8 protein-coding genes are annotated in these 15,483 nt (G+C 58.5%); 4 read left to right on the forward strand and 4 right to left on the reverse strand.

The window, feature by feature from the left end:
- Window positions 1-1,020 precede the first annotated feature (1,020 nt).
- Window positions 1,021-1,941 carry a replication initiator protein A gene (locus FHT02_RS16150; protein ID WP_184089988.1) on the reverse strand — a complete coding sequence of 307 codons (921 nt, stop codon included), beginning with the start codon at window positions 1,939-1,941 and terminating at the stop codon, window positions 1,021-1,023.
- A 394-nt stretch (window positions 1,942-2,335) separates the two neighbouring features.
- Complete coding sequence (gene repC / locus FHT02_RS16155) at window positions 2,336-3,685, reverse strand: plasmid replication protein RepC (RefSeq protein ID WP_184089991.1); 1,350 nt, start codon at window positions 3,683-3,685, stop codon at window positions 2,336-2,338.
- A gap of 2,282 nt (window positions 3,686-5,967) precedes the next feature.
- On the opposite strand from repC, the gene FHT02_RS16160 reads away from it, so the two are divergent.
- Complete coding sequence (locus FHT02_RS16160) at window positions 5,968-7,890, forward strand: sensor domain-containing diguanylate cyclase (protein ID WP_184090006.1); 1,923 nt, start codon at window positions 5,968-5,970, stop codon at window positions 7,888-7,890.
- 42 nt (window positions 7,891-7,932) lie between these two features.
- Here the strand turns inward: FHT02_RS16160 and FHT02_RS16165 are convergent, their stop codons facing one another.
- Window positions 7,933-8,388: a hypothetical protein gene (locus FHT02_RS16165; protein ID WP_184090009.1), complete on the reverse strand. Its 456-nt coding sequence runs from the start codon at window positions 8,386-8,388 to the stop codon at window positions 7,933-7,935.
- Window positions 8,389-9,546: 1,158 nt separating this feature from the next.
- On the opposite strand from FHT02_RS16165, the gene FHT02_RS16170 reads away from it, so the two are divergent.
- The 3 genes from FHT02_RS16170 (at window position 9,547) to FHT02_RS16180 (ending at window position 14,316) form a co-directional block, all read left to right on the forward strand.
- On the forward strand, window positions 9,547-9,771 hold the full coding sequence (locus FHT02_RS16170) for a hypothetical protein (RefSeq protein WP_221239527.1): 225 nt from the start codon (window positions 9,547-9,549) through the stop codon (window positions 9,769-9,771).
- A gap of 194 nt (window positions 9,772-9,965) precedes the next feature.
- Window positions 9,966-11,594 carry an alpha-D-glucose phosphate-specific phosphoglucomutase gene (locus tag FHT02_RS16175; RefSeq protein ID WP_184090015.1) on the forward strand — a complete coding sequence of 543 codons (1,629 nt, stop codon included), beginning with the start codon at window positions 9,966-9,968 and terminating at the stop codon, window positions 11,592-11,594.
- A gap of 2,038 nt (window positions 11,595-13,632) precedes the next feature.
- Window positions 13,633-14,316: a CHAP domain-containing protein gene (locus FHT02_RS16180; protein WP_184090018.1), complete on the forward strand. Its 684-nt coding sequence runs from the start codon at window positions 13,633-13,635 to the stop codon at window positions 14,314-14,316.
- A 255-nt stretch (window positions 14,317-14,571) separates the two neighbouring features.
- Here the strand turns inward: FHT02_RS16180 and FHT02_RS16185 are convergent, their stop codons facing one another.
- The gene (locus FHT02_RS16185) at window positions 14,572-15,333 is read right to left on the reverse strand and encodes a 3-keto-disaccharide hydrolase (RefSeq protein ID WP_184090021.1); all 762 of its coding nucleotides are present in this window, start codon (window positions 15,331-15,333) and stop codon (window positions 14,572-14,574) included.
- Between the last annotated feature and the right edge of the window lie 150 nt (window positions 15,334-15,483).

Below are 15,483 nucleotides of genomic sequence, written 5' to 3' on the forward strand. Positions count from 1 at the left end.
GAGCAGCTTCAGCGAGAGGCCCCGATGCGACCAACGGTTGAAGCGGCTGTAGGCCGTCGTTGGCTGCCCGTACTCAGCCGGGCACCGCACGAGCGGCAGCCCACTTTTGGATGCAAGATGCTGGAGATTACCCGCCTGCACCAAGCTGGTTCTCGAGCAAGTGCGGAGAGACCGCTGCTTAAGCCCCGTCCGACAACCAAAACAGCGCGATGTCACCCTCCTATGACTCACGCCCCAGTTAATCAGCGAAGCGGCTCGGCTTCAACTCGCTGGCGCGAAACAGACGCCCCCTCAACAACCGCGGCGCGTGCTATCCGGGAGCGTTCCCTAAGCGCGGCCATCCACTGTTGATAGAGGTGATTGCCACCGTCGGCTTGGGGCTGGAATCAGCTTGGCGCCTCGCGGTTGCTGTGGTGCCTCCCGAGAAGGTCGCAAGGGGACTTGAGCCGGCCCGAGCACATGCGCCTTCGTTTGAAAACAGCTGAACGGTGAATGAAAAAGGAGGGAGGGGGCTTACCTGGATTGTTCCGACCTTGCCGCCTGACTCACCGCCTTTCGTTGCGGCCCAGACCAAACTACTTGACCCTCTGCTGCTCCTTGATCCCGCTAGGAGAAAGTCAGGCGAAGGGCAGGGGAGCACCGTCATAGCAAACCTACCATGAGTCAGGCGTTTGGCGTTCAGCTCTGAAGTAAGTCGTAGGGGTGCTGTGCAGGTGTGCGTCTACTGAGCTTTTCGACATCACATTTTGCTTCCTGCTCAAGTTAGTACTTGAGTAAGAGGACGAGCAGTCAGACCTTGGACTTCGAAGGATTGATAGAACCAGTTCTCTTCTTATGCCTCGAGCCGTACGGCAATCATCTCGGACCACGGCGCCCCAGTCGCGGCTGTTGCTTAGACTTGGCTGGTGGGGCGGCGAAGCCAGTCACGGGCTGGCGATCTCCGTAAGTGATAGACGCTTAGTTGTTACTCGTAGCGATCAGGCTGCAGCGGGTTTAGCTGTTCGACAAACAAGCGACCGGTCAAGAACCGACTAAAACCTTCGGGGGGACGGGAAGCGTTGTGCGAGTACCATCGGGCTTCCTGGTCTTAGGCCTAAACAAAACCTTCGTCTTCGGCTTCCGGATGCGTCGACCACGAGCGTCCAATTCAGTCTCTGAAATCTCTTCCTGCACTACAATCTCGTATTCGGGCAGCCGCCCGTTGGCTTCGATGCGCTTTAGATGCTGACGAAGCTTCGCGAGTGAGGCCTGAGATCCAATCTTAGTTGAAAGGAATTCGATAGACATTTCGTACTCGTCATCTTGGCAGTAGCAATGCGCAAGCTCGTACAGTCGGCGCTCGATGGAGCCTAAGCGAAAATAATCGTGATGGTAGTTATACATGCGATTATCTTGAGTGATCGCACGAGCTAACCAATCGCATATCTGAACCTTCACTGCTTCCATCTGGACCGATCCATCAGGCATTCTACGGGTTTCAGCTTGAGCTTCAGAAAACCAGGAGAAGAACCCGCGAGTGCCCTTATTCCCAGTTTCTATGTTCGTCTGGATCTGAGTACCCTGTAGCCGCGCAAGTGCCTCGGTAAACCGATCATAATCGCGCTTGGAAGGTCGTGGAACGCCGGTCACGCGGAAAAAATCGTGCGTATTGAATTTAACCTCCCGAGAAGCCGGCGCTTTATCGCACATCCGGCTCGCAATCGCGGAGGATACGTAAATTAGGATCTCCTTGTCCCACATCGTCGCAATGCCCATGGCGCTGGGCTTGATCTGAATCGTGACGTCTCCCAACTCATAGCGGATCTCGTCCATCTGAGCTTTTTTCGACAGCGCGAAGAGCGGGAAGTCCATAATGCTCCGCTCGCCCTGAACCTTGCCGGTCATTGGGCTGTCGAGCTCGAATAGCCTGCCTTGGACAGGCGCCTGCAGCGCTTTGGCCATACCGACTCCCTTGCTTGATGCTCAGTGGATACCCGGTTTCGAGCGAATGAACACCATCCGTCAGTGACGCGATGCCCGATAGCACGTGGATTTGCGGATCCTGTCCAAGCCGGCACTAGCGAGTGAGGCGTGAAGGCCGCCATTCACGTGCTTTCAGGCACAGCGTCGCCGGCAGGTTGACGTGATGCCCGATAGCACGTGGATCTCTCCTTTCGGCGATCCTGCGCCTACATAGATGCCTGCGGATCGGAGTTTCCACGTGCTTTTAGGCATCGCGTGAAGCCGGCTTCGACACGATGCCCGATAGCACGTGGCGGACTGAATATGTCGGTTCGCCTCGCGGCAAAGAGCGACTCGCGCCCTTACATCCTCGTGCTTTTAGGCATCGCGTCTCTCATCTCATCGTTTGCCCTGCCGGTGATCGTCGAGCTAATCCAGTTCGAAGGATCGCTCCGATCGACGTGCCGGCGGTGGGGAGTTTGATCGGGTCGACTAAGCTAGAGCGGTTCGTTTCTTTCATGCCGTGCAGCGACCGTCCTAGATTGAGTTCGCCGCGTCGAGCTTTGTTTGTCATTCCGCGGAGGTAAGCACCGGGCCTGTGGACCTCACCGAGGTGGTATTTTCGGATCGTGGAAATGACAGCAGTGGCTGCGCCGTGAAGTCCCATGGTGCTGCAGGCCTCGTTCCACGCATGAGAATGAATGGAATGTTGAGCTGAAAGTCGTTTGGCGAGGGCGACCACGCTTTCCCAGGATCGATCCCCATACTCAAGCTCACTGCAGAACTCGGGCGCGATCTCGTTGATGAAGCTGGGTGTGATCCCGTGCTTCTCCAAGTCCGTGTCCACTAGGGACGGAGTAGGAGATGACGGGGTGAGATCACCGCTACTACGGGTTCTCGCATAGCCACTACTGTATTCTGCTTTAGCAGATTGTGTTTGATTCGTAGTTGTAGAGTGCGTGCAGTTTTTTGCATGCTCGGGTGAGGTTTGAACGTCCTCCTTCTGCACTTCCCCGGCGCTCATCGCGCTTCCGAGCGCTTTCTCTAATGCGTGCTGCTGTTCCTCAAGCTGCCTCACGCAATCTGCAAGCAGACTGATCTCACGGACGGCTCGCATCTGATGGCATGAGGTCTGTGCAAGTGTCAGCGCCTCATTTGCGACGGGTATGTCCATTGCAGCGTCCGTTGCGGCTTGGGCCATCGAGCGGATTTTCCGACGGCAGGCTGACAGTCGCTTACGAAGAGCGGAGACTGCCTTGTCCTGCAACGCTCCTTTCGTAGCCACAGCTGTGAACTCGCTGTAGCGCGCGCCTATCGGTGCTAAGACGATGCCATAGGCCCACTTAAGCGTGCCATCCGCAGCGCGCTGCCCGCCACGATGGCCGTTGGGGCTGTCGCGGAAAGCGATAAGGCCAAGAAGTTGAGCCTGATTCAGCAGGTTCTGGAGCTGGCGTATACCTATGCCGAGTTTCGATGCCAAAAGCTCGTTGCTTGGCCAGACGATTGGCGTTGACCCCGCTTTCCAATCTTGCGGCTTGGTCCAGGAGAATAGCAAGTCCATCAGCGCGACCATACGCAGCGGGACGTTGGAATATGGCGCGGCTTTTTTGAGCGCTAATAGCGCCTGCCCCGGCGTCAATCCTTCGTCCAGACCTCTGAACTCACTACAAAGGCGGTCTGCCGTGGCCGACGCTTCGTTGAAGCGGCGAAGGCCGCGTCCCGGCTTTCGGGCGCAGAGTATCATTCGGTTCTCCCCAGTAGGGAGCCGTGCAGGTCACGGGAACCCGTGGCGCGCAAAGGCACGCTTTGGGTTGCACAATGGAACGAGGAGGCTAGAACAGACTTGCTACGGGTCGTGCTAGTCACACCTCGAAAAGCCCGGCCATTGTGCCGGGCTTTTCATCTCTGCAGGGCTTCTCCCTTGTTTGTTCATCCGGGTCGATCAACCTGGATGTGGCGTGGTGGCATCCACGGCAACCACGTGAGGAACTTACTGGCGGCCGAGCGTAAGAGTCACACTTGACGGCACGTGCTTTCGGGCATCCCTAGTGAGAAATCCTCGTGCTATCGGGCAACACGTACCTGGATCCTCGTGCTTTCGGGCATCGGGTCTATGAGGATACACGTGCTATCGGGCATTGCGTCATGCGCATCATTGGTCCCGGAGTGGCGATTCGAACGAGGCCCTGTTCTGATGGCGGCGGTCGTGGGGAGGCATGACGCACGGCGGCTGCCGCGGAGCCCAAAAAACACGGCTTTTTTGAGCTGTGGCGGGCACGTGCTTTTGGGCATCACGTGAGACATAATGATGTTTTGGCACGCACTTAGGTGAGTACGTTCAGAGCAGCTTACAGGTACGTGGACAGCTATTGGCACGTGCTATCGCGCATAGCTCGCGGGCTTTCATGGATGCCACGCTACCTGCATCGCTTAAACTCACGTGCTATCAGGCATCGCGTCTGCTTCGGTTGCGGAAACACGCATCGTTCCGATGTCGGTTTCGGCGAGCTGAGGTAGCAGCTCGTGCTCTTGGATATCGGATCGCTGCAGATCTGGTCGCCGATCAGTGCGGCTAGATCCGGTAGCCGACATTCCACCGCCATTCCATCCTGAAGCGGATTGGCTATGAGGACGGTGCTGATCCCTGTCGGGATCATGATGTCTAAGCTTCGGGAAGAGTAGCCGGCTGAGTATGCGACGAGGCGAGGTCCTGTCTTAAGGTTCGGCGGCTTTGCCCTGCCTGCTCTCTGTGAAAGAGGCGGTTCCGCCTTCGACCTCCTGGCTCCCGTCGCCGAGCCTTCTTGTGACCTTCCGATCCCAGTTGGCGCGGCGCTAGGACGGCTCAGAGCACGATCGTAACCGCGTCTGCAAAAAAGCGGCCAACCATAGGATTGCGACGCTCGCGTCGGCAAAGCGAACGCAGAAGCCGAGCGGCGGCAACACTCCGCCCCGTCGCCGTTCAATCCGCCAGCTAGGGCCCGCCGGCCTCCGGGCGGATGCCGCTTAAACGGGTCTACATGCCGAATTGAGCATCGATACCGAAGCTGCCTCACGAACCGCTTTCACAACGCGCGTTGCTTTCGATGATAACGTATACGGCATCACATCGCTCTAAATGATAGTACATGTCGGGGATTGGAGAAAAGATTTCCACGTGGAGGTACGCCACTTAGAGCATTTGCATCAATAAGCGGGTTCAGAACGCTCTTCAGCACCCGACATTGTCTTGGTCCCGGCGGCGGCAGAGGAACCGCGTCGTCGATGTTGGTGATCCTCACGATACAGCGCGAGGACTAACATTGGTAGAACTATCCTGAAAAGATCGCCCAAGGTTGGAATAGGTGTCACCACAGCCAACGGAGGGGAATTCGCCGTTGCTGATCACGACTTTACCAGATCTCAACTACATGCATTACCGTGTCACTCGAGGATGTCGTCGGACCTGCGGACGTCTCACGCGGAGCGGCCGTCCGCAGATCCTACGTCGAAGCGCCGAAAAAGGGAGAAACGGCGCCCGCCGTGGCCCACTCACAGGGAGCTTGAGCCTCAGGCGACATGGTGTAGAGGCCCAGCTTTATCAAGCTCTTAATCCCAAAGATCAAGTTGGTTTAAGCGCCAGAACGCCCTGCGCACAGTACGGAGTGTTGCTTTCGCTTCAACTTTCTAGGAGATGCTGGTCCCGCGTCTGGTGCGACGCACGAGCTGCTGCACATTCGTTCTCAATGTCGATTCGGCCCATTGCGTAGATCAGTCAATGAGAGAGGGAGTAGTTTTCTCGTGGGCCTCAGTAAATATCCCCCGCCATACTGTTTCCGAAGCAAATAGCTAGGAACTCGGGGCATTATCCAGAGCTGGCGGGGCAGGGCTGGGGGCCAGCGGATTGGAGGCGGTCCTTGGGTCTTTGGGCGCGATGAGGTCGTTGAAAACACCATGTCCGGTTGCTGCGAGCGCCGCGTTGGTGGCTACGGTGCTTTTACGGAGTAGCATGGTAAACAATCAGTTCTTGTGAACACTTACTCTCCGTGAATGGCTGCGGCGCTTACACCGAACTTCAGAGGATCCATCCGCGTAGGCGTCAGCTATTTTTTCCTGGCTGTGCTGACGATTACGGTGACCAGATTTGAGGGCGGCGTAGCCTTCGTCTGGCTCGCGAATGCAGCATTGCTCGCTCGCCTGCTCACGCTTCGGCAAACCCATTGGCTTCCATCCATATGCGCGTGCGGCCTTGCGGGGTGCCTCGCAACAGCGTCGTTCGGTTTGGGTCCGGAAGCGGCATTCCCGATGACCGTCGCGAACCTGCTGGAATCAGCCGTCGCTGCAACGCTCATTCAGCGGTTCACGGGCAAGCAAGGCAGCTTCAAGGGCCAAAGGGCGCTTCTGACCTTCTTCCTTTCTGCGGGCTTAGCAGCGCCTGCCATTTCAGGCCTGATCGGTGCGAGCGTCGTTAGCATGCTTGCCGCGGGCGGCTACTGGGCGAATTGGAGTGCATGGTTCACGGGTCATGCACTTGGAGCGATAATCTTCACGCCGGTCGCCTTCCACTTTGCCCGGAGAGATGCCGCGCGATGGATCAGCGCGGCAAGTCGAAGGCGGATCGTCGAGGCAGCGCTACTAGTTCTGTTGGTCGGTGCCGTTAGTGCGGTCGTGTTTGCGCAGCGTACCGTTCCACTGCTTTTTCTTCCGACGCTTCCAATAACGGTAGCAACCTTTCGAGGGGGGCGGCTTCCGGCGGCTTTGTCTGTCATCGTGCTGGCGATAGTCGCTGGCGCATTCACGTTGAGTGGGAGGGGACCAATGAGCCTGATTGATGGCTCGATTGGCACCCAGATCCAGTTCCTACAATTCTACCTCGCGTCTACGGTGGTGACCATCCTGCCAGTTTCGACGGAATTGACTCGGCGCAAGGAGATCGTCCGTGCGTTGCGCGCGAGCGAGGCTCGGTATCGCGTCCTGACCGATAACTCGACAGATGTGATCCTCAATCTCGATCTAAGCGGCAGGGTTCAGTTTGCCTCACGTGCTGTGCAGCAGATGACTGGGCTGAGCTCAGACCAAGTCGTCGGAACAAACATCGCCTGCCTTGTCAGGGTAGAGGATGCAGCCGCTGTTCGGCGCGCCACGGAAGCCGCAATGACTGATCCTGGGCTGACATTCACCTTTGAATGCCGGGTTCCCAGCCAAAGCCGCGAGAACCGCTGGTTTGAAGCACACGCACGCGGTGTGCGGGACGCCGACAGCGTCATCGGCGCAGTCTGCGCGATCCGTGATATCACCGAGCGGAAGGCGCTAGAGGATCGCCTTTCAGATGCGGCGTTCACCGATCCGCTAACCGGGATGGCCAATCGCCGCGCTTTCGACGCTGCCTTGAAGGCCCGTATTGAAGCTTCAACTGACTTTGGGGGATGTGTTGCGATCTTTGACCTCGACTACTTCAAGCGGGTCAACGACAGGTTTGGTCATGCTGCCGGCGACGCCGTACTGAGGCAATTCGCCAATATTATTAGGGGGTCAATACGGAATGAAGATTTCGCTGCACGGATTGGTGGCGAGGAGTTCGCGCTTGTGCTGCCAGGAGCTTCAATAATCCAGGCTCGATTGATTTGCGAGAGACTTCGGAACGAGGCCGCTGCCACTCCCATGCTTCTGGACGCCCAATCAATTCGAGTTACGGTCAGCGGTGGCGTCGCCGGGTATTCGGCGCGCTCTGCTCCCAACGTCGTACTTGCTGAGGCCGATGCCGCGCTCTATGAGTCGAAGGCTAAGGGCAGAAATCGCCTGACTTCTTCGTCTAAAGCAACTGCCAATTATTTATCAACGTGTGTGGAGGACGGTGCCGCGCGAGCGGGCGGGCCGAGTTTTCCGCCCTACGGGCCTAGGCCTGACTCAAGGCTAGCGCTGGAGGGCGGCGGCCCCGAGCTTCTCTCGATCGCGGTGAGGCAAGTAAGTTAATCAGAAGGCAGCAGAACGACGCATCGCTGCTGATCGAGCTCACTAAACGTTTGCGTCACCGTGAATACCGTTCGCTGACGAGAGGTTGGTTGGGCCGCATGTCCAGCAAGAGCAACACTGCGTCTCCTCCGCTCCGAAGGAATCCCAACCGTAGCTCGACGGCCTGCGAACCGCCGCTACGATCGTCTGGGCACCGGCGATGTCCGATATTTCGGCGGTGGTGAGGTTGACCATCAGCAGCCGTCCATCGGTATCGACGGTGATCTGCCGCTTGTGTCGAACAACCTTCTTGCCGGCATCAAACTCGCGCTTTTCTGCGGCTGGCGTCTTAATCGAACGGATATCAACAACGGCAGCGGTCGGACTCTGCTCGCGCCCGTCGTGCTCCCGATCGAGCATCAGCGTGACACCGTGGATGGTCCGGAACGACAACCGGCGAACCACGCGGCGGAACCACAAATACACGGCCTGCCAAGGCGGAAAGTCGTTCGGCAGCATCCGCTACCCGCCGCCTGTCCGCGCTTGCTAGCGAAGCGCGTCGAGGACTTGGCGCAGGTCGTCGCCGGCTGCCGGCCACGTCTGACCACCGACGACAGTAGCGGCTGGATGACAGCAACTCGTCGTCCCTCAGATCCGTCGGGTAGCGTTTCGGCCGCTTCTCGAATCCAGCCATCCGGCCACGGCTCGCTAAGGGTCTCCAACCCGAGATTGCATTAGGCCGATGACAGCAAACTCAGCCATTCTCAAACGGTCTCTTAGCGGGAGCACCGCGAGCAAGTTGCGCCCCCAGATTGGCGGCAGTCGCGACGATTCGCGCGTTCTCATCGAATGCACGGCTGAATCTAGAAAGATCCCGACTACCTTCCTCGTATAAGCCCCGCTGTCCGCCTCGTGGGGTAAGTGCCTTGGAGTTTGCGCGCCTAAAAGGTGAGGTTCCGCCGAGCCATTTCTGCCGAAGCAAACTGAGCTAAGGGCGTTCGAGGATTTGCCAGAAAAATGTCTGCGAGATCCAGTAGATCGTCGTCCTTAAGCGCTGCGATCGAAGCATCGATCTGGATGAGGCTCTTGATCGCGCGAGAGCCGCGATCGGATTGCCATTTCAATCGTGTTTTAAGCATATCAAAGGTTTAGCATAAGAGATGATGCTACTTCCAGTGAAGAAAGGTTCAATCAAGCGGACGGCTGGAGACAGGTTAAGCCCGAGAGAAAAATACGCGCTCAACAACAATGAGCATGGCCAACGTCGAGAACAACGAAATAGTTTCTAATCGGCTAGCGCCGCGATGTGCTAGGCCGGCGCTGTAGCGGCTACTTCAGCCGGATAGCCATCAAAGTGAACGTTGCCATCATAGCGTGGTCTACATCAAAAAGTTCAGTCCTGCACCTAGCCTGGCTTTGCATCTGTGCAGGCTGATGGATGCCATCAGCGCCGCTTTGATGGCGCCTTCCCGATGATGTGGGCGCCTGGTAAATGCGGCGTTAGGAATGCGCCAGTCGAAATTGGGAACTGCTGCCCCTGATGATCATTGATTAGGAGCAAGCGATCCGCTCGATAGCCCAAACGCCGTCGTTTCAAAGAGTTGCGACCGAGATTGATCCATATCAGTCGAATCGCTTCAAGACGGTTTATGTCACATCATGATTGAGCGTCACAACATGCTTGCGCTGAACGACACAACCGAAGCAATTGTTGAGCGGTTTGGAGCCCTTGCGTTCCGCCTGATCGAGGAAGAGGTCATACGCGCGATCGCCCGAAATGATGATGACGCTGCGGCGGTGTGGAAGGCAAAGCTCATTGAGGTAAACTCGCTCTCCGCTGCCCCTGGTCCTGCTCCCTCTTCAGAAAATTATCATTCATCCGACGGCCGCACCGACAGCTGAATCGTTCCTCACGTGGTAGTATGGCTCGCGCGCAGGCGCGAGAAGTAAGGGTGTCTGCTCCAAGTTCGGACGCTTTCCTTCGCTCCTCGCGGCATTGGCCGTGCATGAGCGAATACCGGAACTCAGATCGGCGCTAAAGTTCCCCGCGCGTTCTAATCCCTTTACCTGGCATGCTGGTTTGGCAATGAGGCATTATGACTCTGACGATCACCACATCGCCCTTCGCCGATCAGAAACCCGGCACCTCCGGCCTACGCAAAAAGGTCCGCGTGTTCCAGCAGCCGCGTTACGTCGAAAACTTTGTGCAGTCAGTATTCGACGTGCTTGGTGACTTCCGCGGCAAGACGCTCGTTCTGGGTGGGGACGGCAGGTTCCTCAACCGAGAGGTGATCCAGACAGCCATACGAATGGCAGCGGCAAACGGCTTCGGGCGGGTACTGGTGGGCCTCGGCGGCATCCTCTCGACGCCAGCGGCCAGCAACATCATCCGCAAATATGGGGCGTTCGGCGGCCTAATCCTTTCAGCAAGTCACAATCCTGGCGGGCCAGACGAGGATTTCGGCATCAAATACAATATCGCCAATGGCGGTCCGGCGCCGGAGAAGATCACCCAGGCCATCTACCTCCGATCGAAGGTTATCGATCGTTACCTGACCGTGGACGTTCCCGACGTCGATCTCGACAACCTTGGAGAATTTCAAGTTGCAGGGATGACTGTGACGGTGATCGATCCGGTAGTCGATTATGCTGAGCTAATGGAGCAGTTGTTCGACTTCGGTGCGATCCGCACGCTAATCGCTGGCGGTTTCCGGCTCAGCTTCGATGCTATGCATGCCGTGACTGGCCCCTACGCGCATGAGCTTCTAGAGCGTCGTCTCGGCGCACCGCCAGGCACGGTTGTAAATGGCACGCCGTTGCCGGATTTCGGCGGCCATCACCCTGATCCTAACATGGTTCATGCGCACGAGCTGTTCGAGCGGATGTTCGGCACCGAAGCACCGGACTTCGGCGCAGCCTCAGATGGAGACGGCGACCGCAATCTGATTCTTGGCCGCAACATCTTCGTGACGCCCTCGGATTCTTTAGCGGCCCTCGCCGCCAACATTCATCTCGCTCCGGGGTACGCAGGCGGCTTAAAGGGTATTGCGCGCTCGATGCCGACCAGCCGCGCCGCAGATCGCGTGGCGCATGCGCTGGGCCTCGCCCTGCACGAGACTCCGACCGGCTGGAAGTTCTTTGGCAACCTACTGGATGCGGGCATGGCCACGATCTGTGGCGAAGAAAGTGCGGGTACCGGATCCGACCATGTCCGCGAGAAGGACGGACTGTGGGCGGTGTTGCTTTGGCTGAACATCCTGGCAGTGCGCCGAGAAAGCGTGGCTGCGATCATGGCTGGCCACTGGGCGTGCTTCGGCCGCAATTACTACGCGCGGCACGACTATGAGGGGCTTGAAAGTACCGCGGCGGAGAAATTGGTACGTGAGCTGCGCGAGAATGTGCCTGCGCTTCCCGGCTGCACAATCGGCGCCCTCACCATCATCGAGGCTGACGAGTTCGAATACCATGACCCGGTCGATAAGTCGCTCAGTCAACGCCAGGGGGTGCGGCTGGAGTTCGAAGGCGGCGCGAGAGTCGTATTTCGCCTGTCCGGCACCGGCACCAGCGGCGCGACCCTGCGCGTCTATCTTGAACGCTACGAGGGCCCGGACGGCAATCTGAATGCAGACACTGCGGAAGCGCTGGCCGATCTCGTTGCCGCTGCGAATGACCTCGCCGGCATCACCCGCCATACCGGCCGCAAAGCCCCCGACGTGATCACCTGAGCGGCAACCGACCTGCACCTTGCTATGATCGAGGAGCAGGTCGGCGCGCGTAATTCGCGGGCATCTTAAGCTTCCGACTGACAAGTGCCCGTCGAGACTTCGCGCCTCCTGCTTCCAAGTTGCGGTCACTCTCTTTGTATGGCTTCGCGTTGCAAGGGTAGTTCGACGATCTGACTTAGGGTCGAGTTTACGACATAGCCGACGCCGAGGGGACTCACGAGGCGGCCCAGCGTTCCGCGATGCGGGTAGTCGTAGGCTAGAGCGCGAACGGACAGGCGCCGGGAGTGGTTTGTCGTACGCGCGAACTGCTCGTGCGCCAGCGCACTCAGTTGATTGCCGCTTCGCACGGGCACCTCGCCGAGTTTGGCCACATCGTGCGCCAAGGTTTGGGGGCACGTCGGAAGATATCGAAAACGTCACCAACCTTGCGCCTACCGGCCGTGGCTCGGCCGGCACTGACAGTCATGGCTCAAAGCCTGCAGGCACTGCAGGAGCAGATCGCTCTTTCAGGATTAGCTGGTGCCCTTCAAAAAAGGCGGCACTTGGGCCGGAGCAGCCATGGCCGGTTTAGTCGACGCTGTAGAACATTGTGCGTCCATTCGCGATTGTGGATTCCCGCCAGCCAGCACAGCGGGTGCCGATCCCGAAGTCCGCCGGGAGGGTGCCGTTTCCCGTCCTCTGTAGAATGCCGAGGGAATGCGACCCGCAATAGCTGCTAGGGATCACCGCCATCGACTTCGGACGGTTGAACTTCGGCGCTCAGCTGCGGAGTGTTACGTTGCCTGCTAGCGTGGGTAAGTTAATGCTGTGCAGGGTTCACGCTGATGGAGCTTAGCTTGCGCAAAGCCGACGATACCCGCCGTGCGGAGTTCAGGCTGCTCTCGAGGTCACGAGCATACTCCGCGAGCGCCTTCCTGGAAATGGGATCTCCGAGTTCGTGGCGGAACCGGTTCACGCGGTCCAGCTCCTGTGCAAGCTCTTCGTACCTCATCAGCCCCGCCACATCTTCATGACAGGACCAATGGCAACTCTCCGCGCGAAAGTGGATAACGTCAGCTTAAGAAACTGTGGATAAGGGCCACCCCCATGCATGAAGAGCGACGAACTGAGTTCAACTCCTTCGATCCTCCCTCTGCGGGCAGGCGCGCCCGCGCATCGGAACGGTGACGGTGAGCACTCGAGCTGCCTATTAGTCCGGTGACTTGCAGGTAGACCCAGTGTCCGGATGGAGACCGGTGAACGGATGGCTGTTTTCTGACGCCAATGAGGTGCTGCCGCGCGCGAGGGAACAACGGGCGGGTGACTGCCATCGGCCCTATTATCGGCGCCTATGAGACGTAGGAGCAGGTAGCTCCATCAAGATAACGGACGCAGGTAATCCGGGAAGCAGTTCGTGGGCGCCGATCCGATGGCAGACGTTGCCAGTTCGGAGGCGAAAATAGGCAAGAGCTGTTGGATCACGGCGATTAGCGGTAGTGATGCCCGCGATATGGAGCTTGGCTGCCTCGGAATGGGATTCCCCCGCAACCGTGGTACTTGCGGATGCCTTGCGGCAACATGCGATCTTTGACTGCATCAAGATAGTACATGTAAGCTAGATCTCATGGGCAAACGAGGACGTAGCCACTTTCACATGCGAGCACCGGGCGCCGCAGGAACAATCTGCAACGCTTCAATACAACTGCAAGCCAACCGCTTATGTTGTAGGTTCCCGCCCGCGGCAGCAGCGGCGGCTACCTCGTTGGATGTCAATTTGGCAAGCTGCTGCTGGCCCGTTTCGACTGATATATGTCAAGCAATGCTTCAACGACGCCTCTTCCCAAGACGGCGGACGGTGCTCGTCATTGGATCCGCTTTGAAGTGCGCGAGGGCGGTACGCATCCTTACCACGAACGGTTCACCTGAATTTCGATGCGGATCGGCAACCAAGTCCTGTAGTCTCGTCAAACATCCGCATGGTGGCTCCTTGGCAGCATCCTTTCTGTAAAGAGGCCCGCTTCGTTTGCAGGCTCTACAAACTCATGTAAGTCGCTTTGGCATGCACTGGCCGTTGATCCCACTACGTCGCTTGGTCGCTCGCAGCCGCAGCTGCGTCAACGCCTTTGTAGAAGCTGACCCAGCCGCGTTCGCGTGCAGAAACAACTTGCGGGTTGGAGTGGCTGTCTCAGCCGCTGCCGGTGTACTCGCCGGGGCTGCCGCCGTCCCGGCACAAGCTCAGTCGCTGCTCGAATACGTTGGACAATGCGTGCCTTTCGCACGCGAGGCATCAGGCATCCAGATCTATGGCGACGCCTGGACGTGGTGGGATCAGGCCGAAGGACGTTACCAGCGAGGTAAGAAGCCGCGCATCGGGGCGGTTCTGGCGTTCGCCAAAAGCGCTCGGCTCCCGCTCGGCCATGTCGCTGTGGTCAGCCGAATCGTGGAGAAGCGAGTTGTTATGATCACCCATGCCAACTGGTCCCGGCTAAACGGCAAGCGGGGACATGCCGAGCAGGACGTCACCTTGTTCGATGTGTCGCCGAGAGGGGACTGGAGTGTTGTCAAGGTATGGTACCGCGACACCCATGGGCTTGGCAGTTCAGTGTATCCAGCACACGGCTTCATCTACGGTGCGCCAGATCCACTGGCCACCAAAGCAGTGCGTCCCGCCCGGCCTTCAGCCGAGCTAAGCGGCCGCCAACCTGATTACGTTGGATCATTGATTGACACGTATGCGCAATAGAATTGGAAGTTTGAGCGAAGGAGGTCTTGTTGGGCTCATTGCCCCACCCGGCGCCTTTCCACTTTACTCGAAAGCTTTCGAGCATCGCAAATGGCCACTCGGTCGCGATCTACCGAAGCGTCGCCTCAGCCGACGTCTCTGCCTGGCGTAGCGTTCCGCCGACTGTCTTGATCCAGCCGGGCGCGGGCGAGCAGACACGCCACGCTCGGGAGCATCTCAGGATTCCTCTTCAGAACGCCATCGGCACGAACTCTTTCAATCCGCAGACGATCCGGCGGCTATGGCCGTGGCACCGAGCCTGCGGAGCTTGATGTTGCGAAACGCGACAGGCTCGCCGTGATCCTGCAGGCCGATTACACCGCTGGGAAAAATTCCGAAAAACCGCATTTTGGCGAACTTCGACCTCCCGACGCGATCACGCCACGCATCGTCTCCGTAGGACACATCGGCAGTCAGTGTGCCGTTCAGCCACTGACGAATGCGGCCGCGCTCGACGAGCAGTCGCGCATGGTTCCAGCTGCCGGCCGGACGCGAGACGCGGGGTGGAGGAACTGTCAGGTCATACAGCGAGCCGGCGCGGTGGCTTGGGATACTGCCATCGGGATGGCCCGCGTCGTCAAGGATCTGCATTTCAAGCCCGCTTCGATAAAGTTCTGTTGCTCCGGAAATGCTGCGTGCCAAGTAGAGCACTCCGCTGTTCCCTCCAGGTGCCACCTTCCAATCCAGCTCCAGCTCGAAGGCGCCGAAACGTTCGTTTGTCACTAGGTCAGTGCCGCTCATCTTCCCGTCTGCCTTGGTAAGCTCCAGCGTTCCTTCATTCACAGTCCAGGTCGGTGCCGGCGCGCCGCCGCCAAAGGACTGCCACCCTGCCAAATCTCGGCCGTTGAAGAGCAGCTGCCACCCGGCCTTACGCTCCTGCTCGGTGAGGACATTGTGCCCAGACTCCTGTGCGCGGCTCGGTGACGCGAGTGTCACCCAAAAGAACAGCGACACGACCATGCTTGTCAGAACCCGCATCCATAATCTCCAAGCTGCCCATCTCCGCGGACGTCGCGTCGGATATCACAAAGTCATCTTCTGCGCCGCATGATCCGTCGAGAACCGGCCAATCAGGGGCGCGAACCTCGGCTCCAAGTGATCTCAGCCCTTGGGAGAGCACGCGAGCCG

The sequence above is a fragment of the Sphingomonas xinjiangensis genome (assembly GCF_014199255.1).
Classification (GTDB): domain Bacteria; phylum Pseudomonadota; class Alphaproteobacteria; order Sphingomonadales; family Sphingomonadaceae; genus Sphingomonas; species Sphingomonas xinjiangensis.

What these genes read in the sequence shown, in the direction of transcription:
- FHT02_RS16150 (WP_184089988.1), bottom strand. Translation starts at nt 1,941, where the DNA reads ATGGCCAAAGCGCTGCAGGCGCCTGTCCAAGGCAGGCTATTCGAGCTC.
- repC (WP_184089991.1), bottom strand. Translation starts at nt 3,685, where the DNA reads ATGATACTCTGCGCCCGAAAGCCGGGACGCGGCCTTCGCCGCTTCAAC.
- FHT02_RS16160 (WP_184090006.1), top strand. Translation starts at nt 5,968, where the DNA reads ATGGCTGCGGCGCTTACACCGAACTTCAGAGGATCCATCCGCGTAGGC.
- FHT02_RS16165 (WP_184090009.1), bottom strand. Translation starts at nt 8,388, where the DNA reads ATGCTGCCGAACGACTTTCCGCCTTGGCAGGCCGTGTATTTGTGGTTC.
- FHT02_RS16170 (WP_221239527.1), top strand. Translation starts at nt 9,547, where the DNA reads ATGCTTGCGCTGAACGACACAACCGAAGCAATTGTTGAGCGGTTTGGA.
- FHT02_RS16175 (WP_184090015.1), top strand. Translation starts at nt 9,966, where the DNA reads ATGACTCTGACGATCACCACATCGCCCTTCGCCGATCAGAAACCCGGC.
- FHT02_RS16180 (WP_184090018.1), top strand. Translation starts at nt 13,633, where the DNA reads ATGCACTGGCCGTTGATCCCACTACGTCGCTTGGTCGCTCGCAGCCGC.
- FHT02_RS16185 (WP_184090021.1), bottom strand. Translation starts at nt 15,333, where the DNA reads ATGCGGGTTCTGACAAGCATGGTCGTGTCGCTGTTCTTTTGGGTGACA.